This window comes from Dyella silvae (genome assembly GCF_026421305.1).
In the GTDB taxonomy this organism is placed as follows: Bacteria; Pseudomonadota; Gammaproteobacteria; order Xanthomonadales; family Rhodanobacteraceae; genus Dyella; species Dyella silvae.
Genome location: NZ_JAPJBQ010000002.1, coordinates 380290 through 405922, shown reverse-complemented (window position 1 = coordinate 405922; position 25633 = coordinate 380290). Strand labels below are relative to the sequence as shown.

24 protein-coding genes and 1 pseudogene are annotated in these 25633 nt (G+C 62.7%); 10 read left to right on the top strand and 15 right to left on the bottom strand.

Annotation, left to right across the window (positions count from 1 at the left end; all coding sequences use genetic code 11):
• Positions 1–396: 396 nt before the first annotated feature.
• From OQE56_RS06055 to pdxH, 5 genes and pseudogenes are all read right to left on the bottom strand, one after another.
• Complete coding sequence (locus tag OQE56_RS06055; protein ID WP_267222548.1) at positions 397–1776, bottom strand: hypothetical protein; 1380 nt, start codon at positions 1774–1776, stop codon at positions 397–399.
• A 30-nt stretch (positions 1777–1806) separates the two neighbouring features.
• Positions 1807–2007: pseudogene (locus tag OQE56_RS06050) on the bottom strand (SOS response-associated peptidase family protein); the annotation flags it as partial.
• A 2513-nt stretch (positions 2008–4520) separates the two neighbouring features.
• Entirely contained in the window at positions 4521–5345 is an 825-nt protein-coding gene (locus OQE56_RS06045) for a cobalamin-binding protein (protein WP_267222546.1), read from the bottom strand.
• 4 nt (positions 5346–5349) lie between these two features.
• Positions 5350–5787: a secondary thiamine-phosphate synthase enzyme YjbQ gene (locus tag OQE56_RS06040; protein ID WP_267222544.1), complete on the bottom strand. Its 438-nt coding sequence runs from the start codon at positions 5785–5787 to the stop codon at positions 5350–5352.
• A gap of 28 nt (positions 5788–5815) precedes the next feature.
• Positions 5816–6403 (bottom strand): pyridoxamine 5'-phosphate oxidase, encoded by a 588-nt coding sequence (pdxH, locus tag OQE56_RS06035; RefSeq protein ID WP_267222543.1) that lies wholly within the window; start codon positions 6401–6403, stop codon positions 5816–5818.
• A 40-nt stretch (positions 6404–6443) separates the two neighbouring features.
• On the opposite strand from pdxH, the gene OQE56_RS06030 reads away from it, so the two are divergent.
• Complete coding sequence (locus tag OQE56_RS06030) at positions 6444–7274, top strand: kinase (protein WP_267222542.1); 831 nt, start codon at positions 6444–6446, stop codon at positions 7272–7274.
• 12 nt (positions 7275–7286) lie between these two features.
• Here OQE56_RS06030 and OQE56_RS06025 read toward each other — a convergent pair whose 3' ends face one another.
• Positions 7287–7631 carry a YbjQ family protein gene (locus OQE56_RS06025; protein ID WP_267222540.1) on the bottom strand — a complete coding sequence of 115 codons (345 nt, stop codon included), beginning with the start codon at positions 7629–7631 and terminating at the stop codon, positions 7287–7289.
• 65 nt (positions 7632–7696) lie between these two features.
• Positions 7697–8536 carry an SDR family oxidoreductase gene (locus OQE56_RS06020; RefSeq protein ID WP_267222539.1) on the bottom strand — a complete coding sequence of 280 codons (840 nt, stop codon included), beginning with the start codon at positions 8534–8536 and terminating at the stop codon, positions 7697–7699.
• Positions 8537–8594: 58 nt separating this feature from the next.
• Here OQE56_RS06020 and OQE56_RS06015 point away from each other — a divergent pair, with 58 nt between their 5' ends.
• From OQE56_RS06015 to OQE56_RS05995, 5 genes are all read left to right on the top strand, one after another.
• Positions 8595–9134: a shikimate kinase gene (locus OQE56_RS06015; protein WP_267222538.1), complete on the top strand. Its 540-nt coding sequence runs from the start codon at positions 8595–8597 to the stop codon at positions 9132–9134.
• Positions 9131–10231 (top strand): 3-dehydroquinate synthase, encoded by a 1101-nt coding sequence (gene aroB, locus OQE56_RS06010; RefSeq protein WP_267222536.1) that lies wholly within the window; start codon positions 9131–9133, stop codon positions 10229–10231. Before OQE56_RS06015 ends, aroB begins: the two co-directional genes overlap by 4 nt.
• A gap of 182 nt (positions 10232–10413) precedes the next feature.
• Entirely contained in the window at positions 10414–10674 is a 261-nt protein-coding gene (locus tag OQE56_RS06005; RefSeq protein ID WP_267222534.1) for a WGR domain-containing protein, read from the top strand.
• 113 nt (positions 10675–10787) lie between these two features.
• Positions 10788–11855 (top strand): uroporphyrinogen decarboxylase, encoded by a 1068-nt coding sequence (hemE, locus tag OQE56_RS06000; protein ID WP_267222532.1) that lies wholly within the window; start codon positions 10788–10790, stop codon positions 11853–11855.
• Positions 11856–12121: 266 nt separating this feature from the next.
• Entirely contained in the window at positions 12122–14950 is a 2829-nt protein-coding gene (locus tag OQE56_RS05995) for a valine--tRNA ligase (RefSeq protein ID WP_267222530.1), read from the top strand.
• A 73-nt stretch (positions 14951–15023) separates the two neighbouring features.
• Here the strand turns inward: OQE56_RS05995 and rimI are convergent, their stop codons facing one another.
• The 3 genes from rimI to OQE56_RS05980 are packed head-to-tail and all read right to left on the bottom strand — an operon-like array spanning position 15024 to position 16759.
• Positions 15024–15500 carry a ribosomal protein S18-alanine N-acetyltransferase gene (rimI, locus tag OQE56_RS05990; protein WP_267222528.1) on the bottom strand — a complete coding sequence of 159 codons (477 nt, stop codon included), beginning with the start codon at positions 15498–15500 and terminating at the stop codon, positions 15024–15026.
• 6 nt (positions 15501–15506) lie between these two features.
• Positions 15507–15989 (bottom strand): hypothetical protein, encoded by a 483-nt coding sequence (locus tag OQE56_RS05985; protein WP_267222526.1) that lies wholly within the window; start codon positions 15987–15989, stop codon positions 15507–15509.
• The gene (locus OQE56_RS05980) at positions 15989–16759 is read right to left on the bottom strand and encodes a CDP-alcohol phosphatidyltransferase family protein (protein WP_267222524.1); all 771 of its coding nucleotides are present in this window, start codon (positions 16757–16759) and stop codon (positions 15989–15991) included. The genes OQE56_RS05985 and OQE56_RS05980 overlap by 1 nt, the downstream gene beginning before the upstream one ends.
• 107 nt (positions 16760–16866) lie before the next feature.
• On the opposite strand from OQE56_RS05980, the gene OQE56_RS05975 reads away from it, so the two are divergent.
• The 3 genes from OQE56_RS05975 to OQE56_RS05965 all read left to right on the top strand — a co-directional run bounded on the left by OQE56_RS05975 (position 16867) and on the right by OQE56_RS05965 (position 19793).
• Positions 16867–17298, top strand: coding sequence for a DUF4124 domain-containing protein (locus OQE56_RS05975; protein ID WP_267222522.1), 432 nt, complete (start codon positions 16867–16869; stop codon positions 17296–17298).
• Positions 17299–17503: 205 nt separating this feature from the next.
• The gene (locus OQE56_RS05970; RefSeq protein WP_267222520.1) at positions 17504–19201 is read left to right on the top strand and encodes a proline--tRNA ligase; all 1698 of its coding nucleotides are present in this window, start codon (positions 17504–17506) and stop codon (positions 19199–19201) included.
• A gap of 265 nt (positions 19202–19466) precedes the next feature.
• The gene (locus OQE56_RS05965; protein WP_267222519.1) at positions 19467–19793 is read left to right on the top strand and encodes an H-NS histone family protein; all 327 of its coding nucleotides are present in this window, start codon (positions 19467–19469) and stop codon (positions 19791–19793) included.
• A 66-nt stretch (positions 19794–19859) separates the two neighbouring features.
• Here the strand turns inward: OQE56_RS05965 and OQE56_RS05960 are convergent, their stop codons facing one another.
• Positions 19860–21134, bottom strand: coding sequence for a threonine/serine exporter family protein (locus tag OQE56_RS05960; RefSeq protein WP_267222517.1), 1275 nt, complete (start codon positions 21132–21134; stop codon positions 19860–19862).
• Positions 21135–21780: 646 nt separating this feature from the next.
• Here OQE56_RS05960 and OQE56_RS05955 point away from each other — a divergent pair.
• Positions 21781–22146 carry a hypothetical protein gene (locus OQE56_RS05955; protein ID WP_267222515.1) on the top strand — a complete coding sequence of 122 codons (366 nt, stop codon included), beginning with the start codon at positions 21781–21783 and terminating at the stop codon, positions 22144–22146.
• A gap of 272 nt (positions 22147–22418) precedes the next feature.
• On the opposite strand, the gene OQE56_RS05950 is transcribed toward OQE56_RS05955, so the two are convergent.
• From OQE56_RS05950 to OQE56_RS05935, 4 genes are all read right to left on the bottom strand, one after another.
• Entirely contained in the window at positions 22419–22865 is a 447-nt protein-coding gene (locus tag OQE56_RS05950) for an NfeD family protein (RefSeq protein WP_267222513.1), read from the bottom strand.
• A gap of 13 nt (positions 22866–22878) precedes the next feature.
• Positions 22879–23832 carry an SPFH domain-containing protein gene (locus OQE56_RS05945; RefSeq protein ID WP_267222511.1) on the bottom strand — a complete coding sequence of 318 codons (954 nt, stop codon included), beginning with the start codon at positions 23830–23832 and terminating at the stop codon, positions 22879–22881.
• A gap of 68 nt (positions 23833–23900) precedes the next feature.
• Positions 23901–25283, bottom strand: coding sequence for a sensor histidine kinase (locus tag OQE56_RS05940; RefSeq protein WP_267222509.1), 1383 nt, complete (start codon positions 25281–25283; stop codon positions 23901–23903).
• 28 nt (positions 25284–25311) lie between these two features.
• Positions 25312–25623, bottom strand: a complete 312-nt coding sequence (locus OQE56_RS05935) for a hypothetical protein (RefSeq protein WP_267222507.1) — start codon at positions 25621–25623, stop codon at positions 25312–25314.
• Positions 25624–25633 lie beyond the last annotated feature (10 nt).

Sequence of the window (25633 nt, the reverse complement as noted above, 5' to 3'; positions counted from 1 at the left end):
GGGGGGCAAGACGCTAATAGCGGCGAATTGTCACAGGCGTGCAAACATTGCTAGATGCTTGGGTCCTTCCTACGCCTTAGCGTGACGCGGGACATTCGCGCCGCGTTTTCACGCCAGCTGCACGTTTCTAACACTGTTCCCGCATTCTGGAATTTCCCCCCTTTTTTGGAACGGTTCGAACTCACAGTTCGCATGGCAACTAAGGTATCCAGCCCCAGTGTCGAATCCATAACCTTGCACGAATTAGCCCGAAGGGAAGGGTGCGACAAACGCCAGGTGACTCGCGGCTTGGCGCAGGGTCAGCTGATCCGTAGTGAGAATGGAGTGCTGCCGACCTGGCAAGTTGGGATCGGCTGGCACGAGACGAACTGCCGTCTCCCACCGGGAATTAGGTTCCTAATTCTTTTGCCTGGGTGTATTTGTGGCTTTGATCAGGTCACTCAATCGTTGCTTTGCGCTCTGATACAACAAGTCAGGATCGTTGGGGGAACGTAGTGTGATGAGTGTGTTCGATAGCCATTGCCGCGTAATCAGTAAGACGCCGCTCTGGGCAAGCTCAACATCCGTAGCGCTCACCTGACTTCGGTCAGTCTGGCAGACAAGGATAGACAGTACGGATGCACCTCTTCGTGTAGCCGCCCATATTCGAGCTAGCTGTTCGCGACGGTCAACGAGCTTGCCGACCTTTGTTGCAACGTCAGCTGTTCTTAGGGTGCATTCGACAATTGCAATCTGACCGCCAGGCGTGATCACGACGATATCCGGGGACTGTGTTTCTAGTTGAACGCATGGATTGAAGCCAAGCAGGTACAGTAATGCCGCGACGGCCAATTCGAATTTTTGGGATTCTCCGGTTTCAAGAAGTCCGTGCTTGATTCTTTTTAGTTCGGGGTCGAACTGCTGAACTGCCAGATATCTTTCGTTTCGCGATGCCGATGGATCAACCCACCAGTGTCGTCGAACGTATTTGTCGTCGACGCTTAGCATTAGGAGCGCGCCCTCCGCTGAATGCATCGCAACTGTGGCTCTTCCAATCCTTCGACCGTTCTTAGTACGTCCCCAACGCACCTTGTTGGCAAGTTGCTTACGCAATGAAACCCCTTTGTCTGGCGTCACGCGTAGGGCCAAGCGCACTGAGTCGGTGTCGAGCATTGGATGTGCAATCAACTGAACGTTGAGCTTTCCGCCTGCAAGCTTCGTATCCGAAAGTGAGATGTCGACTGGGCTGGCAACATGGATTTCTATCACTGGGGGGCTGTTCTGATTCAGATAGTGTTGAAATCCAAGCCAGTTCATTAGGTCACTTGCTCCATCAAACGGGACCGGGCATCGCCTCAGTCCGTCATCGTGCGCGTAGATTTTGTGAAGGAGGTTGTCGTCCTTCCAGCGCGAAGTCGTGCGAGCAGAGAGCAGCTGAAACCATTCGTTGTCTTGCGAACCACCCGAGACGAATGCGTTCTCCCGGTCGTGCAGCTCCATCTGAATTCCGTATGCCTGCACCTCGCCAGAGAGGGCGGAATTCAAGATTGCATACAACTCGTCTTGGGTGACGCCATTGCGGACGATCTGTCCTATGAAGTAGTCCCCGATGTTGACCTGAAAACTGCTTTCCTTGTGCGTATCAAGGGGCAACGGCATGAAACCCACCGAGGCGCAAAGGATTTCAAATTTGCCGGAATGATTTTGCTTTCTCGCCACAAACCGAACATCTGATGAGTAGCCATCGCAGATCCACTTGTGAGCAACCTCTTCGAACTTCTCTTTCCATGCCTGCATGTTGAGCGCACTCCTGCGAGTAGAGGTCTATTAGGCGGCTAATCGGTGTTCGTAGTACGGGCGCGGTCGATCATCCAAAATGGCGTACATGGCTGCGAGGTTGTTGGGGTCGGGGCTTAGCCAGGCATCAAGGCATTCGTTTTTAATCGGAATGATGCAGCGATCATGGCCAGCCGCCGCGACTTCCGGCAGCGGTTCGTCCGTGATGGCCGCGAACGAAAACAGGTCGGTACCGTGATCGGCCCCCGGTGACATGTTCCAGAGGCTAACCTTTGGGGATCGCCGGAAGCCTTCACCGCTCCCGATAAGCCTTCATCCACCCCGCGTCCCCGAATGGCCCCCGTCGGCCGCCAGATGGGCGTCGATAGCTGCGCGTGCCTTACGGAGGACATCTGCCTCAGTGGACGCTCTTACCGGAGATGGATTCTGGGGGACTGGGTCCGCCATTCCCGTCGGGACATTCTGCTGAAACTCAGACGTACCTAACTTCGCCGGGGGTAACGTGAAATGGGCATAGTGGAGGTCGGTGACGATGTCATATCCAAACCGAATCTCGATATCCCGATACTGCTTCGTTTGCGGGCCTGACGATGCCATGGGCGACTCCTGCCAGTGCAAGGTGGAAACGTCGCAAAAGTATGACGCATGCCAACTCGCGGCGCGCGCGGCCAGTCGCACCATCTCACCGCCTTATCAATCAGCGATACCTGAGCCGCGCCGGTCGCTTCGACACAGGCGGCGTAACGAAAGGAAGTCCATTGGCATCAACTCGTATGGACGGCCTCTCATACGCCGGGTAACCACAGAATTGCGGTATCTCGTCCTCGCGCACCAGCCGCTTCATGCGGGGCAGCAAGTAACCCTTGACCTGCTTCTTTGCCCACTCCAGGTGCAGTGCCCTGTGAGGTCCCGGGTTGCGCGCGCCGCGCTCGAACGTGAACTCCCACTCGTCGCCAACCTTACGGATGGTGGCAAGGGTGACGTGACCGCTCGCGCTTTGAGCGAGAACGACATTCCCATCACCTGGTGGCGGGCAGACCCATATGAGACTCATGGCGCCAGCCTACGCCCATGGTGTCTCACTGCCCGATTCGCTGGAACAGATGAAGGATGGCCACGCCTTGCACCCTTCGAGACCAGCGCGGACCATTGGGCCAGACAACAAAATTGGTCGCTCACGCATGGCTTCTGTCACTCAAGAGAAACTCATCGTTAGTCGGTTTTTGGTGTGCATCACGGCGGCGCAAGTGAGCCTGCCGGGAGTCGAGGGCTGGGTTGGCGCTTGGGCGATCTACAGCCTTCCAAGGGACGCCGATGCCATGCCAGAGCGATATGGGGACACTGATGCCCAGGTAACGCAGGAGCTGGCGCATGGGATGGCCAAGGCCATTGCCACGGCCATTGCGAGAACCCTCTGACTTGCAGCCAGCGCAAGCGGCGACGAACATGGATCCACTCATCGGGATGCCACGCAGTCGCGTGTGAGTTGGCCCGCACCGGTGGTCGCGCCGTGAAGGGGCGAACGCAAGCACCTTGTCTGTGCGCCGCAGTTCGCAATGATTCATTTCGAGCTACGGCCGGGATTGCAAAGAATGTTTCCGTACCTGTGTCCGTATTCCGTATAGGGCTTTAGGTGTGCCGATGTAATCGACTGATTTACCGATTATTTTCCACCATCCGCACTGGGCATCTTCGTCCCTGCGAAGGCAGGAAGCGCTTCACAACAGCCGAAGGCTGGTCATCCAGTGCCTTTCGCTCTTGTGGCCGTTCCCGCGACCTGGCTCGCCTGCGGCGGGCTTCCGACCTCCTGCCGGAGGCCGGGTCACTTCTCTTTGCTTGCCCAAAGAGAAGTAACCAAGAGAAAAGGCACCCCGCTTGGCGCTTGCCGGGCTGGTAGCCCGGCAAGTCCGTGAGGGTTGGCCGGGCTTTTCGACAGGGCTTCCTGCCCTGACGAAAAGGGATCGGCATCCATGCCGATCCCCCTGCGGGCCTGATCGTCCAACCCTCACCGCCGCACAGGGGCCCCACAGATCAAAAGCGCAAAGGCTCGTGCCGCTGGCGCGGCACATCGCATCGCCATTCGTCACGCGTCTTTTCTGTAGGAGCGCACTTGTGCGCGACCAGCCGACGGAGCGGCAACGACGAAACGCTGCGGCCGCGCACAAGTGCGCTCCTACAAGGGAACCATAGGTGTAGGGAAACCACGGGTGCCGCTTCTGGTGTGCGCCGCGCGCCGCTTTAGCTCTAGCTTTAGCTCTAGCTCTAGCTCTGGCTCTGGCTCTGGCTCTGGCTCTGGCTCTGGCTTTCGCTCTTGACCTCCGGGCCCCTATGGCGCGGCGGGCGGGTGGAGGAATAGCCCGCAGGGTGGCCGGCAGGGATGCCGGCCAGTTTTTCGTCAGGGCAGGAAGCCCTGTCGAAAAACCCCGTAACCCGCCCGCGTACCTTCCGGGCTATCAGCCCGGAAGGCGCGCCATCGGGGTGGCCTTTCTCTTGGTTACTTCTCTTTGGCCACGCAAAGAGAAGTGACCCGGACCGCGGCAGCGGTTCGGAAGCCCGCCGCAGGCGAGCCAGGTCGCCGCACCGTCAATAAGGGCGAAAGAACAAAGGTGAGGGATAGAAACGCCACCGCGAGCACCCGCCCCTCACCCCAACCCTCTCCCCGGAGGGGAGAGGGAGTAGAAGCGCGCCTCGCACAACCTGCCTACATCGCGATCACTCACCCAACAGCGTGGCAAGAACAACAATCACCCACGCTGCTTCTCATCCCACTCCGCAAAAATCGCATGCATCGCCTCGAGTCCGTCGAACAACGCCGCCGGCCCCGGCTGCAAAATGATCGGCGACTTGATCTCATAAAGATCGCCGCTGCGCACGGCAGGAATCGCATCCCAACCCACACGCGCCGCGACCCGCTCCGGACGAAAGCGCTTCCCGCACCACGAACCAAGAATGATGTCCGGTGCAGCACGCACCACCTCGCCCGCATCTTCCAGAATGCGGTGCTTGGCCAGCGACTCGCCCGACATCTGCGGAAACACATCCTCACCGCCAGCGATGCGCACCAACTCCGCGACCCAGCGGATGCCTACGATCAGCGGCTCGTCCCACTCCTCGAAATACACCTTCGGGCGCCGATCAAATTTCGCCGCGGCAGCCTGGATCTGAGCGATGTGCTGCTCAGCCTTCTGCGCATAGGCTTCCGCCTTGTCGGCCGCGCCCACCATGGCGCCGAGACGGCGGATATACGCAAGGATGCCGTCCACGCTGCGATGGTTGCTGATCCACACTTCCACGCCAGCCTTGATCAGCTCCCGCGCAATATCCGCCTGGATATCGGAGAAGCCGATGACGAAATCCGGCTGCAATTTCAGAATCTCATCGATCTTCGCACTGGTGAATGCCGAGACCTTAGGCTTTTCCTTGCGTGCCCTTGGCGGGCGCACAGTGAAACCTGAAATGCCGACGATGCGATGCTCTTCACCGAGCGCGTACAGCACTTCGGTAGGCTCTTCGGTGAGGCAGACGATACGCTGAGGGTAATGGTCAGTGGAGCTGCGTTGTTCGGTCACGCCTTCAATGTCCTAGCACGGTCACCGTGATCTTGCGCTGATGCGGATCGAGCCGGTGTTCCCATAGAAAAATGCCCTGCCATGTGCCCAGTTGCACCCGCCCTGCATGCACCGGCACCACCAGGCTGACGCCCGTGAGGATCGCGCGCACGTGGGCCGGCATGTCGTCAGGGCCTTCCTCATCGTGGCGAAAGATGGCGTCGCCGTCGGGTACCGCGCGAGCCAGCCAGCGCTCCAGATCGTCTCGCACGGTGGGGTCGGCGTTCTCACTGATCAGCAACGAGCAGCTGGTGTGCAGGCTGAAAATGTTGGCCATGCCCGTGTGCACGCCGCTGGCGGCCACCACTTCACCCACCTTGTCGGTGATCTCGGTGAAGCCGCGGCCGCGGGTGTGTACGACAAAGCCATTTTGGGCGACGTGATCGGCGGGCGCTGCACGCATGCTTCATGCCTCCCAAAAAGGTGATGGTTTAAGGATAAAGCAGCCGGCTGGTCCAGGTCTGGCCGTGTCGGCTCCAGCGTACGCGCTCGTGCAGGCGATATTCCGCGCCGTACCAGAACTCCACCATATCCGGCTCGACCACGAAGCCGCCCCAATGGGGAGGCCGCGGTACGTCACGACCCTCAAACTCGTGCTCGTAACGCGCAAAGCGTTGCTCGAAGGTATCGCGATCGGGCAAGGTCTGCGACTGCAACGAAGCCCAGGCGCCGATCTGGCTGGTACGGGGACGGCTGGCAAAGTACGCGTCCGACTCCTCCACCTGCAGCTTGCGTGCCACGCCTTCCACCCGTACTTGCACGGCTTCGCGCAGTTGCTTCCAGTGGAAGCACAGGGCGACCTGGGCATGCGCGTCGAGCTGCGCGCCTTTGTCACTCTGATAATTGGTGTAGAAGCGGAAGCCACGTTCGTCGGCCCCCTTCAGCAGCACAATGCGCGAACTCACGCGCCCGGCCGAATCGACCGTCGCCAGATTCATCGCCGAGGGTTCGGGCTCGCCGCTCGTCCCGGCTTCGTCCAGAAGTTGCAGGAAAGTGTCAAGAATCTCTTGTTTCAGCATGGGGTCTTGAATCGTGGCCGTCGCGCGCCATCATGGCGGGATGTCGCCAGATGCTAGCACGCAGAATTCGACCTTGGCCGGGCACCTGCTCGACCAGTACGCCGGTCGCATAGCCCGTTCACGCCGCCCATACCTGCTTGGCCTGTCGGGCCTGCAAGGTAGCGGCAAGAGCACTTTGGCCCGGGAAATGAAGGCCCAGGCTGAAACACGCGGCTGGCCGACCGAGGTGCTTTCGCTCGATGATTTCTATTACTCGCGCAGCGAGCGCGACGTATTGGCGCACCAGATCCATCCCCTGCTGCGCACCCGGGGCGTGCCCGGCACGCACGAGATCGAGCTGTTGATGTCGGTGCTGGCTGCCTTGCCGCAGGCGTCGGAGAAGCTGCCGGTCAGTTATCCGCGTTTCGACAAAGGCCATGACACGCGCATTGCGCCGTCAAAGTGGCCGCGCGTTGCGAGGCCGCCGAAGCTGGTGATTCTGGAAGGCTGGGCGCTGGGTCTGCGTCCTCAACTGCTTTCCGCGCTGGACGAACCGGTCAACAGCCTTGAGCAGGATGAAGACCCTGAGGGCGTCTGGCGCCACTGGGTCAACAAGCAGCTGCGCGGCTATCAGCCACTATGGCGCAAGCTGGACGCATTGATCGTGCTGCAAGCGCCTGGATGGGACATCGTGCGCAAATGGCGCAGCGAGCAGGAGGAAGAACTCCTGGCTCGCCACGCGCCGCTGGCCATGGATGCCGCTGCCATGGTGCGTTTCCTTGCCCATTACGAACGTCTTAGCCGGCACGCACTGGCCACGCTGCCCGAGCAGGCCGACACCACCGTCGAGTACGACAACGACCGTCACGTGATTGCTCTCAATCACAGCTAAAAGGTTGCGACATCAGGCGTGCGGCTCGACCAGCACGGCGGTACCGTAGGCGAGCACTTCGGTCACACCCTCCGCCACATCGTTGGCGTCGTATCGCATGGCGATCACCGCGTTGGCACCGCGCTCGGCGGCATGCCGAAGCATCAGCTCGAAAGCTTCTTCACGCGCGTGTTCGCACAGCTCGGTGTAGATCGAGATATTGCCGCCCACCAATGTCTGCAGCGCCGCGCCGAGATTGCCGATCACGCTGCGCGAACGCACCGTGATGCCACGTACGATGCCCATCGGGCGAACGATGCGGTAACCGGGCAGTTCGTTGCTGGTGCTGACCATGTGGAGCGGGAGGTTGCTTGGCATGGAGTTTCTCCTTGAGTGAACGCATGTCGAACTTGAATGGCCGTGCTACTGGCGCCTCGCCTGATTCACACGCCGCGCTGTAACAGCGCCGCATAGCCGTCGCGCGCATCGGGCCATTGCGGGGCAAAACCGCTGGCGCGCAACCGCGCATTGCTCAGGCGCTTACTCCCCACACCAGGTGGCGAAGCACCTTCGTCGGGCATGGGGGCACCTGCCAGCGAGGCAAGCTGGTCGTACAACACGTGTAACGGCAGCGGCGTGTCATCTACGCCAAGATAAAGCGACATCGGATGGGCCAGCGACAACAGATGCACGATGGCCGCCGCCGCGTCGTCGACGTGTATGCGATTGGCCCAATGCGCCGTCTCGCGCGGCACACGCACGGTGGCCGCTCGCAAGCGCTCGATCAACTGCAGGCGGCCGGGGCCGTAAAGACCCGCCAGACGCAACACCACCGACGACACCGGTTGTGCGAGCAGCCAGTGCTCAGCCTCCAACAGGGTGGCGCCGTTGAAGCCGGGTGGATCGGGCGGCGTCTCCTCGTTAACCCAGGCATCGCCGTGCTCGCCATAAACGGCGCTGGAAGAAACCAGCAGCACGCGCTGCAAGGCGCCGGCATCGAGCGCATCAAACAGGTGCCGCAAGCCATCGACGAACACCGCACGATAGGCCGCTGCATCACGCGCATCCGGCGTGGGCAGATACACCAGATGGGTGATACCCGCAGGTAGCTCGCGAAGAGACGCCGGCCGGGTCAGGTCGCCTTGCAGCCACTGGATGCCGCCGTCGTCGGGCCTGGCCATGCTGCGCCGTAATGCCCACACCGTATCGCCACGCGCGCGTAAACGCTGCGCCACGCGCAGGCCCACGTCACCACATCCGGCAATCAACACGCGCGCGCTCACGCCGCTGTTCCTGCCATGTAGCGACGCCCCGCGCATTTGCGCCTGTTAGCATTAACCCATGAATCCATCGTGCAACCTGTTCATCGTTGGCCCGACCGGTGCCGGCAAGACGTCCATCGGGCGTCGGCTGGCCGAGCATTATGGGCTGAACTTCGTCGATCTCGACCAGGAGATCGAACGGGTATGTGGCGTGCCGGTGAGTACGGTATTCGAGATCGAGGGTGAGGCGGGCTTTCGTCAACGCGAGAGCCAGCTACTGGACGAATGCAGCCGCCGTAGCGGCGTCGTGCTGGCCACCGGGGCCGGCGCGGTGCTCGATCCGGCCAACCGGCGCTTGCTGGCCGAACGCGGATTTGTGATGTGGCTGCAGGCCACGCTGGAGCAGCAAATGGAACGACTGGCGCAAGACCGCCAGCGCCCCCTGCTCGCCAGCGGCGATCGTGCGGAACGACTCACCTCGATGGCCCAGCAACGCACGCCGCTGTATCGGGACATCGCCGACCTGGTGATTCCTGGTGCCCATGAGCAGGTTCACGCTGCCGCTGCGCGCAGCATTCTGTTGATCGACCAACACTGGCAACGCCAACAGGCCGCATGACTACCACGCCTACCCCGCCCCGCATCATCGACGTCACTCTGGGCCAGCGCGGCTATCCCGTGTGGATCGGCCCCGGTCTGCTTGCCGATCACGCCCGCTGGCGCGCCTCGCTGCGCGGCCGGCATGCGCTGGTGATCAGCAACACGACGGTGGCGCCGCTGTATATGGAACGCATCGCTGAAGGTCTCGATGGTTTGCAGTGGTCGTCCTTCCTGCTCGGCGACGGTGAAGCACACAAGACCTTCGCCAATGTCGGACTCGCGCTGGACGCACTCGCCCAACTGGGCGCCACGCGCGATGCCTGCGTGGTGGCACTGGGTGGCGGGGTCGTGGGCGATCTCGCCGGTTTCACGGCGGCGTGCTGGATGCGCGGCATCGACTTCATCCAGATGCCCACCACCTTGCTGTCGATGGTGGACTCCTCCGTTGGCGGCAAAACCGGCGTGAATCTGCCCGCGGGCAAGAACCTGGTGGGCGCCTTCCACCAGCCGCGCGCCGTGGTGGCCGACACCGACACGCTGACCACCCTGCCCCAGCGCGAATATCGGGCGGGGCTCGCCGAAGTGGTGAAAGGAGCGGCGATTGGCGATCCCGCCGTCTTCGCCTGGATGGAGCAGAACGCCGATGCGTTGAACGCACGCGAGACGGCGCCGCTGATCGAGGCCATCGCGCGCAAGGTGCAGTACAAGGCCGGCGTCGTTGCACGCGATGAAACCGAACTGGGCGAGCGTGCCTTGCTCAATCTCGGCCATACCTTCGGCCATGCACTGGAAACCGCAGGCAAGTACAAAGTGCTGCTGCATGGTGAGGGCGTGGCTATCGGCATGCTGCTGGCCGCGCAACTGTCCGAGCGCCTGGGCATGAGCAACGCGGCCGATACCGGGCGGCTGCATCGGCTTCTCGACGCGGTGGGGCTTCCGACAGCGATCCCGGGCGGCATGGACCCCGAGCAGTTGCTCGCCCTGATGCGACTGGACAAGAAGAACCTGGCCGGCACACTGCGGCTGATTCTGTGGCGAGGCATCGGCCGCGCGGAGATCGTCAGTGGCGTGAATGAAGCGGACGTGATGGCGGTGCTGGAGGCCGCTACTCACTGACAGACCCGCTTCGTCGGTGGTCGCGCACATGTGCGCTCCTACGGGGCGAGCGCTCTTTTGCAGGAGTGCACGTGTGCGCGACCACGCCACGCGACGCATCGCCGCACTCGCCCCTGGGGGGCCAAGCCTTCTAGAATGCGGGTTCTGCGGCATCGTGCCCTCTTCCTTCGACACTGAACTCCATGCGCCTATACCTGCAAGCCATGCCCGCCAACACCGAGGCACCGCGCTATGTCCAGATCGCACTGGAGCAGGATCTGCTGGGCGGCTGGACGCTTTATCGCGAATCTGGCGTGCAGGGCGGCAAGGCCACGCTTAAGCGCGATCAGTTTCTTGAACGCGACGACGCCATCGCCGCCTTCGAGAAGGCTCGCGACGCGCAGCTGAAACGCGGCTTCCGCGTGATGTTCAGCCAGGGCATGGATGGCCCTTATGGTTCTTGAGGAGTGAGTGGAGAGGAGCGAGAAGTGAGAGAAAGGCATGTATTGGCGAGGCGCCCTTTGCTCTCTCTCACCTCTCACTCCTCTTAACTCACTCCTCGCTTTCAGGATTTGTCATGACCGAAGCGCTTCAAAACGACCGTTTCCTGCGCGCGCTGCGCCGCGAAGCCACCGACACCACGCCCGTCTGGGTCATGCGCCAGGCCGGCCGCTACCTGCCGGAATACCGCGCCACCCGCGCCCGCGCCGGCAGCTTCATGGCGCTGGCGCAGAGCCCGGAACTGGCTTGCGAAGTAACCCTGCAGCCGCTGGAACGCTTCGAACTGGATGCGGCGATCCTGTTCTCCGACATCCTCACCATTCCCGATGCGATGGGCCTGGGGCTGAGCTTTGCCCACGGCGAAGGCCCGCAGTTCGCCCACCCTGTGCGCACCAAGGCCGACATCGACAAGCTCGGCGTGCCGGACATGGAAGGTGAGCTGCGCTACGTCATGGATGCGGTGCGCCTGATCCGCAAAGAACTGCATGGCCGCGTGCCGCTGATCGGCTTTTCCGGCAGCCCCTGGACACTGGCCTGCTACATGGTGGAAGGCCATGGCTCCCGCGACTTCGGCCATCTCAAGGCTATGTGCTGGAACGAGCCCGTGCTCGCCCACCAGCTGCTGGAAACCCTGGCGCAGTCGGTGGCGGCCTATCTGATCGCCCAGGCCACCGCCGGCGCCCAGGCGCTGATGGTGTTCGACACCTGGGGCGGCATGCTCGGCCCGGCTCCCTACCGCGAGTTCTCCCTGCGCTACATGGCCCAGGTGGTGGACGCTCTCAAGGCTCACCCGGCTAGCCGCGAGCTGCCGGTGATCCTGTTCTCCAAGGGCGCCGGCCAGCACCTGGCCACCATGGCCGACACCGGCTGTGCGGCGCTGGGCGTGGACTGGACCGTCGACTTGGCCGCCGCCCGTCAGGCCGTGGCAGGCCGGGTTGCCCTGCAGGGCAACCTCGACCCCTCCATTCTGCTGGCCGGCCCGGACGTCATCCGCCACGAAGTGCGCCGCGTGCTCGACAGCTACGGCAACCACCCCGGCCACGTATTCAACCTGGGCCACGGCATCACGCCCGAGGTCAACCCGGAGCACGTGAAGGTGCTGGTGGACGAAGTCCACGCTTACGGGCGCCAGCTGCGGGGCTGAAGCAACCTGTTTAACTCCCTCTCCCCTCCGGGGAGAGGGCTGGGGTGAGGGGCGGGTGCTCGCGAGAGCGCTACCTACCGAAAATCCTCTCCCTTTTTGCACGGTATACCGAGGCAAGCCCCGCCCCCTCACCCCAACCCTCTCCCCGGAGGGGAGAGGGAGCAAATGAGCGGCTCTTTTGGCACCCCACGCCCCCCGCCCGTACAATCGACCCTTCCATAACAATTCCCCCCGCGCCCAGCCCGGCGCGCACTGACGAGCCCCCGATGGACAAGAGTTTCGAGCCCAGCCAGATCGAGTCGAAGTGGTATGCCCGCTGGGAAGCCAGCGGCGATTTCAAACCCTCCGGTCAAGGCGAGCCGTACTGCATCCTGCTGCCCCCGCCGAACGTCACCGGCACGCTGCACATGGGCCATGCCTTCCAGCAGACCGTGATGGACATGCTGATCCGCTACCAGCGCATGCGCGGCATGAACACGCTGTGGCAGGTGGGCACGGACCACGCAGGTATCGCTACCCAGAAGATCGTGGAGAACCAGCTGGCCGCCGTCGACCAGACCCGCCATGACCTGGGCCGCGAAGCCTTTATCGAACGCGTGTGGCGCTGGAAGGAGGAGTCAGGCTCCACCATCACCAACCAGATGCGCCGCATCGGTGCTGCCGCTGACTGGTCGCGCGAACGCTTCACCATGGACGACGGTCTCTCGGAAGCCGTGCGCAAGGTGTTCGTGGAGTGGTACCGCGCCGGCTTGATCTATCGCGGCAACCGTCTGGTGAACTGGGATCCGCTGCTCGGCACGGCCGTCTCCGATCTCGAAGTGAACAACGTCGAGCGTGATGGCCATCTGTGGTCGATCCGCTACCTCACGGTCGATGGCACCGACAGCGTCGTGGTCGCTACCACGCGTCCGGAAACCATGCTGGGCGACGTTGCCGTGGCGGTGCATCCGGAAGACGAGCGCCATGCCCGCCTGATCGGCAAGATGCTGCGTCTGCCGCTGAGCGGGCGCGAGATTCCGGTGATTGCCGACGACTACGTCGACCGCGAGTTCGGCACCGGCTTCGTCAAGATCACCCCGGCGCACGACTTCAACGACTACGCTATTGGCCAGCGTCACAACCTGGCGCCGATCAACATTTTCACGCTGGACGCCAAGGTCAACGAGAACGCGCCTGAGAAGTATCGCGGCATGGATCGTTATGAAGCGCGCAAGGCCGTGCTGGCGGATCTGGAAGCGGAAGGCCTGCTGGTCGAAACCAAGCCGCATAAGCTGCAGGTGCCGGTGAGCCAGCGATCGGATGCGGTGATCGAGCCGATGCTCACCGATCAGTGGTTCCTCGACCTCACCACCGACGTGCAGGCGGATGGACGTCCGGGCGGCCGCAAGGCCATCACCGAGCCGGCGCTGGACGCCGTGCGCGGCGGCGACATCAAGTTCGTGCCGGACAACTGGAGCACCACTTACACGCAGTGGCTGGACAACATCCAGGACTGGTGCATCAGCCGCCAGCTGTGGTGGGGCCATCGCATTCCGGCGTGGTACGACGAGGCGGGCAACATCTTCGTCGGCGAAGACGAGGCCGATGCACTGGCGCATGCCACCATCAAGCCGGTCGGCGCGCTGTCGCAGGATCACGACGTGCTCGATACCTGGTTCAGTTCGGCGCTGTGGCCGTTTTCCACCATGGGCTGGCCGATGCAGGGCCCGGTGAAAAACGAGCGCGGCGAGATCGTGGCCGACTGGCAGCACGACCAGATCTTCCTGCCCAGCGCAGTGCTGGTCACCGGCTTCGACATCATCTTCTTCTGGGTCGCCCGCATGGTGATGGCGACCAAGTATTTCACCGGTCGCGTGCCCTTCCGCGAGGTCTACATCAACGCCATCGTGCGTGATGCGGAAGGCCAGAAGATGTCCAAATCCAAGGGCAATACGCTGGACCCGCTCGACCTCATCGACGGCATTGCGCTGGAGCCGCTGGTGGAAAAGTCCACCAAGTCGCTGCTGATTCCGCAGGTCCGCGAGAAGGTGGAGAAGCGTATTCGCAAGGATTACCCGAGCGGCATTCCCGCCATCGGCACCGACGCGTTGCGCTTCACCTTCGCCGCGCTGGCCAGCTACAGCCGCACCATCAACTTCGACATCAAGCGTGCCGAAGGCTACAAGGCGTTCTGCAACAAGCTGTGGAATGCCGCCCGCTTCGTGCTGATGAACCTGCCGGAAGGCCCGCTGCCCGCGCCGAACGGCGCGCCGGTGACTGAGGCCGAGCGCTGGATTCTCACGCGCCTCAAGCAGACGCTGGCCGACGTGGAACAGCATTTCGCCAGCTATCGCTTCGATCTGCTGGCGCAGGAGCTGTACGAGTTCACCTGGAACGAGTTCTGCGACTGGTTCCTGGAGCTTTCCAAGCCCGCGTTGAATGGCGACGACGCTGCAGCCGCCGCTTCCACCCGCCATACGCTGGTGGTGGTGCTGGAAACCGTGCTGCGTGCGCTACACCCCATCGTGCCGTTCATCAGCGAGGAAATCTGGCAGTCCGTTGCGCCGAAGCTCGGCCTCACCGGCGACGTGCTGATGCAGCGCCCGTGGCCGCGTGCTGACGACATCACCGCGGACGACGCGGCGACCGCCGAGATCGAATGGTTCAAGAACGTGCTCAGCGGCATCCGCCGCATCCGCGCGGAAATGAACATCGCGCCGGGCAAGACCATTCCGTTGCTGCTCGCCGACGGCGACGCCACCGATCGCGCGCGTGCTGCCAAGTTCGCCGCGCAGATCAGCTTCCTTGCACGCGTCGATGCACCCCAATGGATCGAATCCGGCGCCAACGAACCTGCCGCTGCCGCCGCCGTGGTGGGTTCGATGCGCGTGCTGATTCCGCTCGAAGGACTGATCGATCTGGGTGCGGAAAAGACCCGCCTGAGCAAGGAAATTGCCCGCATCGAAAGCGAGATCAAGAAGTGCGAAGGCAAGCTGGGCAACGCCAACTTCGTGGCGAATGCACCGGCGGAAGTCGTGGCGCAGGAGCGTCAGCGCATCACCGATTGGAGCATGCAGCTCACGGCGCTTCGCGAGCAGTCGCAGAAGCTGGGCTAAGCGGGAGAAAATAGTGAAGAGGAGTGAGAAGTGAGAGAAAAGCGGCCTGCTCTCTCTCGTTTCTCACTTCTCTTCACTCACTCCTCTCGACAAGGTCGAACGCCATCACAATGGCGTCCTCCCGCCCATCCTTGGCCGGGTAATACCTCGGCCGGCGGCCAATCTCCTCGAAGCCGATCGACCGGTATAGATTCTGCGCCACCGGATTCGACGGACGCACTTCCAGAAACACACGCCCTGCGCCGTTCCAGCGCGCAATATCCAGCAGGCGCCGCAGCAGCACTCGCCCCAGCCCCAACCCGCGATGAGCAGGCCCGACACACACGTTGAGCACATGCGCCTCGCCGGCAGCAACGGACAGCACGCCGTAGCCGGCCATGACACCTTCCACCCACATCACCCAGCACGGATGGCCTGCTTTCAGGCAGTCGCCGAAGATGCCCTGGGTCCACGGAAAGTCATAAGACGCCGCCTCCATGGCCGCCACGGCCGGAAGGTCATCACGCCGCATGGCACGGATCTCAGCATGAGGGCGGGCTACGGCGACCATAAGCGGTCACTCCGTTGGCTGCGCCAAGGCGCGCCGCAGGCTACGCAGCGCATTCCAGAGGCGACGCTTGCTTACCGCCGAGCCCAGCACACTGGACGGCTCGTCAGCCAACACGATGTGCGCCTTGCTGAGCGCCGCAGCGGGCAACTCACGGCCCAGCGCATGCGCCTGCGCTTCGCCGAATACCAGATAGGCACGCGCCTCGGGTGTAGCAGGCAACTTGCCGTCTGCGACTTCGATGCGCGGAGCTCGCGCCACGGCCGGGCCAAAGCTCAACAACGCGCGGCCAACCAGATCCAGTTCTCGCGGCGAGCAGCCTGCAGGCAGCAATACCACACACTCGCCCGCGACCATGGCGCCCACGGCTTCGGGCACCAGCTCCTCAGCGACCACACTGGCTGACGCAGCCACACGGCGCACCCACGGCGTCACGCCCAGCGCGCGCAACACGCGTTCGCGGTGGGCCATGGGAGCGTGGGCAGCGGCCATCAGGCCACACCCCGGCGGCGGCGATGCGTGGCGCGACCCCACAGGGTCATCACCGGGCCGGACAAGAGATACAACGTGAACACCACAAACAGCACGCGCGGCGGATCAATAAAGAACGGTATCAGCACCAGCACGCCGATCAGCACCCACAGGAACGGCACGCGGTCTCCCATCGGCAACGACTTGAAGCTGTAGTAGCGGAAGCGGCTGACCATCAGCAGGCCCACCACCACCGCGATCACCGGTGTGATGAAACACAGCTCGGCGCCCAGGATGCCGAACTTGTCCATGCTCCAGACAAACGACATGCACACTGCCGCCGCCGCCGGACTGGCCAGGCCCTGGAAATACCGCTTGTCGATCACGCCGACCTGGGTGTTGAAGCGGGCCAGGCGCAAGGCAGCGCAGGCGGCATAGATAAAGGCGGCAGCCCAGCCGATCTTGCCCCAGGTCGGGCCATAGTCGCGCAGCGCCGCCAGCGACCAGGTGTACATCACCAGCGACGGCGCCAGGCCAAAGCTGATCAGGTCGGAAAGGGAGTCGTACTGCACGCCGAATTCGGTCTGCGTGTTGGTCAAACGCGCGACCCGGCCGTCCATGCCGTCCAGCAGGGCCGCCACGAACACGGCAATGGCCGCCGAGCTGTAATCCCCGCCGATGCTCGCCACGATCGCGTAGAAACCCGCAAACATCGCGCCGGTGGTAAACAGGTTCGGCAGCAGGTAAATGCCCCGGTGACGAGGGGCCCGGACGGGCGTACTGTCGCTCATGAATCAATCCGTGACGGAATACGCGCAGTGTAAACCATCCTCCGCTTGAGTCCGGCCGAAGGCAGTGTTAACAAATGCGCACCCTGTCAAAAGCCTCGGAGTACACCATGCGTCGCCTGTTGATTGCCACCGCGCTGCTGCTCGCTGCGCCCCTGGTCGCCGCCCAGGCTTATAAGTGGACCGATGCCAAGGGCACGGTGCACTACTCCGATGCCCCGCCGCCGCAGGGCACCAAATACAGCAAGGTCACCACCTCTGGCGCAGTGGAGCCGTTGGCCTCCCCGGAGCCCGCCTCGCCCAGCAGCAACGCCAGCCAGACCGCTGCCAAGCCGGCCCAGTCCTCGCTGCCGGTGCAGGACACGCCGGAAAACCGCGCCAAACTGTGCGACTCGCTAAAGCACAACATCGACACGCTCAAGGGCAGCGGCCCGGTGGTGATGCAACAGGACGGCCAGGACAAGCTGATCGACGCCGACCAGCGCCAGCAGCAGACCACGACGGCCGAAGCCCAGTACCGGCAGTTCTGCCCGGGCGGCTGAGCCGGGGTTCCACATCGCTGCATAGCCCATCGTCACCCCGCCGCCATCCCTGCGAGGCGCGTTTCAGCAGCCGAAGGCTGGTCAAGCGGGGATGGCGGTAAGGGGTCGATACGGACACGACGGTGGGTAACCCGTGGATTTTGTACGGGCCCCCAGGCACCACGCATCGCTATAATCGGCCTCTTTCACCGCCGGATCCGTTCGCATGCGCCTTAGCCAGTTCCACTTGGCCACCGTCAAGGAAGTCCCCGCCGACGCCGAAATCGCCAGCCATCGGTTGATGCTGCGTGCCGGCATGATCCGCAAGCTGGCCGCCGGCCTGTACACCTGGGCACCGCTGGGCCTGCGCGTGTTGCGCAAGGTCGAACAGGTGGTGCGCGAGGAAATGGATCGCGCGGGTGCCGTCGAACTGCTGATGCCCACCATCCAGCCCAAGGAGCTGTGGGAAGAAAGCGGCCGCTGGGCAAAATTCGGCCCGCAACTGCTGAAGATCAAGGATCGCAAAGAGCAGGAGTTCTGCTACGCGCCCACCGCCGAAGAAGTGATCACCGACTACGCGCGCAATGAGCTCAAGAGCTACAAGCAGCTGCCGGTGAACTTCTATCAAATCCAGACCAAATTCCGCGACGAAATCCGCCCGCGTTTCGGCGTGATGCGCGCGCGCGAATTCCTGATGAAGGACGCCTACTCCTTCCACCTGACGCAGGACTCGCTGGCCGGCACGTATGACGCCATGTACCAGGCCTACTCGCGCATCTTCACCCGTCTGGGCCTGACGTTCCGCGCGGTACAGGCCGATACCGGCGCCATTGGCGGCAACGCCAGCCACGAGTTCCAGGTGCTGGCCGAGTCGGGCGAAGACGCCATCGCGTTCTCCGACGGCTCCGACTACGCCGCCAATATCGAGAAAGCCGAGGCCCTGCCCCCGACCACGGCGCGCCCGGCACCGGCTGCCGCGCTGCAGCGCGTGGACACGCCGATCCAGAAGACCATCGATGACGTCGCCGCCTTCCTCAAGGTGTCGCCGCAGCAGTGCATAAAGACCATTCTCGTGCGCGGCACCGACGGCCTGGTGGCACTGTGCGTGCGCGGCGATCACGAGATCAACGAAGTGAAGGCCGGCAAGCTGGCCGAGATGCCGGGCGAATCGGTGCTGGCGTCCGAAGAAGAGATCCTCGCCCTTACCGGCACACGCCCGGGCTTTATCGGCCCGGCGGGTCTGCCTGCTGGCATCCCGGTCATTGTTGATCGCAGCGCGGCCGTGCTTGCCGACTTCGTCTGCGGCGGCAACCAGGACGGTACCCACTACACCGGCGCCAACTGGGATCGCGATGCCCGCGTCACCCGCGTGGATGACATCCGCAAAGTGGTCGAGGGCGACCCCTCGCCGGACGGCAAGGGCACTCTGCGCATGGCGCGCGGCATCGAAGTGGGCCATGTGTTCCAGCTCGGCAACAAGTACGCCGAAGCGATGAAGGCCACGGTGCTCGACGAGAACGGCAAGGCCCAGGTGATGCTGATGGGCTGCTACGGCATCGGCGTCAGCCGCATCGTGGCTGCCGCTATCGAACAGCGCCATGACGAGGCCGGCATCATCTGGCCCGAACCCATGGCGCCGTGGCGCGTGGCGGTGTGCGTGATCAACCCCAAGAACTCGCCGGAGATCGCCCAGGCCGCTGAAACGCTCTATCGCGAGCTGCAGCAGCGCGGCATCGAAGCCGTGCTCGACGACCGCGGCCTGCGCCCGGGCGCCATGTTTGCTGACATGGAGCTGATTGGCATCCCGCACCGCGTGGTGGTCAGCGAACGCGGCCTCGCCGCCGGCACGCTGGAATACCGCGCTCGCCATGAAGCGGAAGCGCGTGCCATTACCCAGGATGAGCTGTTTACGCTGCTGGGATAAGCGGCATTGTCATGGGTGACGGAAAACGGCCGCTATAGCGGCCGTTTTCTTTTTGCACGCCAGAATGCGAGCTTCAGCCCATGAGTGGGCCCTGCATTGCGCGAAATAATCCCAGCTGCAACTAATTCATTTGCATCTTCATTAATACTTCTTAATGTTTTGCAATAAGCGTATCTATCAGCGAGAATCAAAAACCCCTAAAGATGTCCCGCCTAATGTCGCGGCACACGCTTTATGCAGCCACACTTACCCCCGGGAGTCACGTATGGCAGTTGACATCAAGAGTCTCAACCATAATCAGCTGAACGACCTGATCAACAAAGCCCAGCAACGCCAGAACGAATTGCGCAAAGAAAAAGTGGCCAAGCTGCGCGAAAAGATCCATGCGCTGATCAAAGCTGAAGGTTATGCGTTCGAGGATATTTTCGGCCACGCGCGTACCACCAAGGGCCGCCGCAGCGGCGGCACGGTAGCCCCGAAATACCGCAACCCGGCTGACCCGGAGCAGACCTGGTCGGGCCGCGGCAAGCGCCCGCGCTGGTTCAGCGATGCGCTGAAGGCCGGCAAAAAAGAAAAGGATCTGGCGATCTGATCGCCATCCGTTCTGCCAATAAAAAACGCCGGCCATGCGCCGGCGTTTTTCATTTCAATATCCGATTCAAAGAGAGCGGCGCGGCGCGACCAGCAAATCGCCAAACAACAATCCCGCCACCAATGCAATCAACAGCGTAATGAGCAGCATGCCGGTATCCAGTCCCAGCGTGGTATCGCGTTCGAGTAAAGACGATACGCTGCGGAATCCCACACTACCCGGCACCAGCAGGATAATGCCCGGCTCGCGAATGATCGCACCCGGCCGATGCACAAAGCGCGCATAAAGATTGGCCAGGCTGCCCAGCGTAAGTCCACCAAGGAATACGCCAAACGGCGCCGCGGGAATTTTCCCTGCCAACGCACCACCCCAGCGGGTTGCCAGATAACCCAGCACCACCGCCGCCATCACCACCAGCCAATCGCGCCGCGCGGCGCGGAAGGAAATGGCGAAAGCAAAGGCGCCGACGATCAGCGCCGGATAATCCGTCCACGCGGGCAACGGCGGCAGTGCATAGTCTCGCCCTTCAACACCAAACGCATGGCACAGCTGCGTTGCCGCCACCGTACCGAAAGTCAGTTTGATCAACGTCGCAATGGCACCACCCATGCGTGCCACGCCCGACACCAGATGCTGACTGGAAATCTCACGCACCGCCGTGGTCAGCGCCATACCCGGCATCAACACAATCAAGCCCGCCAGAATCACCGACTTGATCGCCAATGGCACCACAAACTGGCTGACCACGATGGCAATGATCGTCCCCACCAGCGCACTGATCGCCTCACTGGCCACCGCCAGCCGGGGTCGCGTCGCCGACAGCACGGTAATGCTGCCGATGATCAGACCGATCAGTGCCGCCGTGATGAGATCCGCCCACGAACTGTGCAACAGCAACGCCACCACGCTGGCGGCCGCCAACCCGTAGCTGGCAATCACACCCGCCTGCGCGCGACGGGTATCGGGACGCCCCAGATCACGCAGCAAGCGAAACCCTTCTCGCAACTCGATATCGCCCGCGATCACCTTGTCGGCGATGGCATCTGCCTCACACAGCCGGGCCAGATTCACGTCGCCCGGCGCGAGCCGCATCACCTGCGTGACCTGCGCCACCTCGTCCTCGCCCTGAGCGAGATCCGTAAAGGAAATGATGATGGCCGTAGGACTGGACCACACATCCGCCTGCAAGCCCAAGCGCTGCGCCGACCCCAAAATGGCGCCTTCCAGGCGAGGTGCCGCCGTACCGTACTGGTGCAAGCGACGCGCCAGCTCCAGCAGAAACGCGATGCGCGTGTTCAGCGGTGCCAAAACCAACGGGGTGACGATGGCGGGGTGAGTCATCGCGTTGCGGTCCACGAGGTGGCGGCCGCGAGCGGCGTGATGCGGGAGATGTGTGAGGCGAGGTGCATGGGGGTAGTAGAACTGATTTGGATGGCTATTGTCAGCGGCGTGGATGCCGGGTGTTTGGGTTTGGTTTGTGTGTCTTCTCGTTTTTATGCACGACGTCTGTTGGCGCTCGTTGCGGACGAAGTGCGCTCTTGGCTCCCTCTCCCCGCCGGGGAGAGGGTTGGGGTGAGGGGTGGGTGCTCGCGGTAACGTTTCTATCTCTGGCCTTTGCTTTTTGGCGCTGATGTGGTGCTTTCGCGACCTGGCTCGCCTGCGGCGGGCTTCCGACGATCTGCCGATCGCCGGGTCACTTTTCTTTGCTTGCTCAAAGAAAAGTAACCAAAAGAAAGAGCACCCCGCTTGGCGCTTGCCGGGCTGATAGCCCGGCAAGTCCGTGAGGGTCGGCCGGGCTTTTCGACAGGGCTTCCTGCCCTGACGAAAAGTGCCTGGCATCCATGCCAGGCACCCCTGCGGGGCCTGATCGTCCAACCCTCACCGCCGCACAGGGGCCCCTCAGATCAAGAGCGTCAGGCTCGCGCAGCGAAGCTGCGCATCGCACTTGGCGAAGCCGTGTCCATGTTCCACGCGCACGTACGCCTCGATGCCCTTTGGCTTTGGCTTTGGCTTTGGCTTTGGCTTTGGCTTTGGCTTTGGCTTTGGCTTTGGCTTTGGCTTTGGCTTTGGCTTTGGCCTCCGCTCTGCACTTGGCTTCTGGCGCGCGTCGCGCGCCGCCCTGGCTCTGGCTTTCGCTCTTGACCTCCGGGCCCCTATGGCGCGGCGGGCGGGTGGAGGAATAGCCCGCAGGGTGGCCGGCATGGATGCCGGCCAGTTTTTCGTCAGGGCAGGAAGCCCTGTCGAAAAACCCCGTAACCCGCCCGCGTACCTTCCGGGCTATCAGCCCGGAAGGCGCGCCATCGGGGTGGCCTTTCTCTTGGTTACTTCTCTTTGGCCACGCAAAGAGAAGTGACCCGGCCTCCGGCAGGAGGGCGGAAGCCCGCCGCAGGCGAGCCAGGGTGCGGTATCGCTAAGTTACGGCGAAAGAGCAAAGTCACTGGATGACCAGCCTTCGGCTGTTGTGAAGCGCTTCCAGCCTTCGCTGGGATGACGGTGAGGGGAATAAACGTTACCGCGAGCACCCACCCCTCACCCCAACCCTCTCCCCGGAGGGGAGAGGGAGCTAAAAGCGTACCTCACGCTTGTCCGACATTCGTCAGAACGACGAGTAAGCGCACAAACCCCCTACTCCACCGCCCTCACCAACAACGTCGTCCCATCCACCCCAACCACCTCCACCATGCTCCCCACCGGCAAATCCGGTCCGCGAACCAGCCACTGGCTATCCCCCACCTTGGCCTTGCCACGCCCGTTAACGATGGCCTCCACCAACACGTAACGCTGCCCGATCTTCTGCTCCCCACGCCGGTTCAGCCGCGCATCGCCCGGCTCATTACGCATCAGTCGCGGACGCAGGCCGTACCAGTACGCAGCGCAGGACAAAAACGCCAACACCACGAACACCAGCGCCTGCCCGAGTGTCGACAGGCCAGGAAAAACCAGCACCACCAGCCCCGTGGCGCCGGCAGCAATGCCGATCCACAACATGAAGTAGCCCGGCAGGATCACCTCCACGGCGATCAGCACCAGCGCGAGAATCCACCACCAGTAATGCAGCGCGACGGCTTCCATCAGGCGACTCCGCTCAGCGCACCGGGGGTGGAGCTTGCCGACCCGTACCACCGCTTTGCTGCTGCCCCAATGACTCCTTGGCCAGCTCAGCAATACCGGCAAGCGAGCCCAGAATGCCGGTAGCTTCAATCGGCAACAGCAACATTTTCTGGTTGGGTGAATGAGCCATTTCCTTCAGCGCCTCGACGTACTTGTTGGCGACGAAGTAGTTCAACGCGTTGACGTTACCGTTGGCGATAGCTTCGGACACCATCTTGGTCGCCTCCGCTTCGGCCTCGGCAAGGCGGATACGTGCTTCGGCTTCGCGGAACGCAGCCTCTTTCTTGCCTTCGGCTTCAAGGATGGCCGACTGCTTTTCGCCATCTGCCTTCAACACGGCTGCCTGGCGAAAACCTTCCGCTTCAAGAATGTTGGCGCGCTTTTCGCGCTCGGCCTTCATCTGGCGTGCCATCGAGTCAACGAGATCGCGCGGCGGCGCAATGTCCTTGATCTCGATGCGGTTGACCTTGACGCCCCAGGGATGGGTCGCTTCGTCCACGACAGTCAGCAGCTTGGCGTTGATGGCATCGCGCTGACTCAACGATTCGTCGAGATCCATCGAGCCGAGCACGGTGCGGATGTTCGTCATCACCAATGCCAGTGCTGCCTGCTCGAGGTTGGCCACTTCATAAGCGGCCTTGGCGGCATCGAGCACCTGGTAGAACACCACGCCGTCGACACGCACCACGGCGTTGTCCTTGGTGATCACGTCCTGCGATGGAACATCCAGCACTTGTTCCATCATGTTCATCTTGCGCCCGATGTTGTAGATGAAGGGCGCCAGAAAATGCAGACCGGGGGTGAGCGTGCGCGTATAGCGACCGAAGCGCTCCACTGTCCATTCGTAACCTTGCGGCACGATGCGCACCAGTTTGGCGAGCACGATAACCGCCACCACCACCACGACCAACGCAAACAGCTGTCCCATTGCCTGACCCTCACATCCTTGAACGATGTCCGGAGTATAGGCGAGGCTTGCGCCCGCCTGACAATGGGTTACCTGGGCCCCAGTGGAAGTAGCAGAGACACCCGCAGGCCACCCTCTTCCCGATTAGCCAGGGCAATGCGCCCGCCATGGGCTTCCACGATCTCGCGTGCCAACGCCAGACCGAGGCCGGTGCCCGAACGCTTGGTGGAATAGAACGGCAACAGCGCTTGCGCCAGCACCGTCTCGCTCATGCCCGGGCCACGGTCGGCCACCTCGATGCGCAGGTCGCGGCCGATCACGATCAGCGCGATGGACACGCCGTCTTCCGCACTGCCCGATTCGTGTGCGTTCTTCACCAGGTTGATCAGCACCTGTTCGATCTGTGCTGCATCGAACCAGCCGGGTTGCTCGGGTATAGCGCTCGTAAGCTGGAATTTGCAGTGCAGCGCGAGGCTATCGAGGAATGGTTGCCATGCGATCGCCACCGGTTGCGGCGCGGGCAGCTTGGCGAAACTGGCATAGCCGGCGATAAACCCGTGCAGATGACGGGCGCGTTCGCCGATGGTCGCAAACACGCCCGGCAAGCGCGTGGTGTCACCGCGACGCGCAAGCTCGGCACCGGAGTGCGCCAACGAGGAGATGGGCGCCAGCGAATTGTTCAACTCGTGACTGATCACGCGGATGACGCGCTTCCACGTCGCCACTTCCTGTCGCGACAGCTCGCGCGTCATGCGGCGGAACAGCTGCAAACGATGCGGGCGGCCTTGCAGGCGGAAGCTGCGCTGCGACAGGTGGAACGTTTCCTCGCCACCGTCCATTTCCACGGTGAGCAACGCATCCTCGCCGCCTTCCACCGCGCGGCGCAGCGCCTCCGGGCTATCGCTGAGCAGCTCGACGAAATTCAGGCCGTGCAGCGTGCGGCCGTCGTTGAACAGGTGACGCGCGGCGATGTTGGCATAGGTGACACGGCCACTGTTGTCGGTAAGTACCAAGGCTACCGGCGTGTTCTGCACCACCGTATCGAGCAGCAACTCGCGTTGCGCCAGATTCTGGCGTTGCTCGCGCAGGGTCTGGCCGAGCGCGTTGTGCATGCGGATCAACTCGCCCAGCTCATCACGGCGCGTGGCCGCGATGGAGAAACTGAAATCGCCGTCGCGGTAACTGGCCACGGCGCCTTCCAGCGCACGCAGCAGGCGCGTGACGGGCGACATCACGCGGTGCCCCAGCCAGATCGACAGCGGCAGCAATACGGCTACCGACACGAGCATGCCGCCGTAGAAGTCGAAACGCTTCGGTGCGCCGAAGTCGATGCCCAGGTCGTGTTTCATCCACACCAGCATCTGCGGCAACGGCCATTGCGTTACGCCGGCAAAAATGAGTGCGCCCGCCACGCCGGCAAAGCCGAGCAATAGCACCATGCGCGACTCGAGCGAACGAAAGCCGCTCAGCATCCCCTCTCTCCCCCTGTACCGGTGTGCATCAATGACACGCGCCGCTTACTCCCATCGGCACGCAATTGATGTGCGGTCCATGTCCGTTATTGATGATCACGCGAATCGGCGTCTGGTCAGGTGGCGCCTTGTCCTTGCCGGGCTGGTCACTGAAATTGAAATGCTGCGCATCAGCCGCCGCAGTACTCAAGGTATCCCGATAAGCGCCGGCTGTGGTCGACGCCGGCGAGGGTACCGGACCCCAACGGTCGCTGCCTTGCACGGCCTTGGGGGCAGCCTGCTGGGCCGCCACGTTGGCGCACAGCAAAGCGGTTATCAGCAGCAGGTGGCGATAGCGCATGGCAGACTCC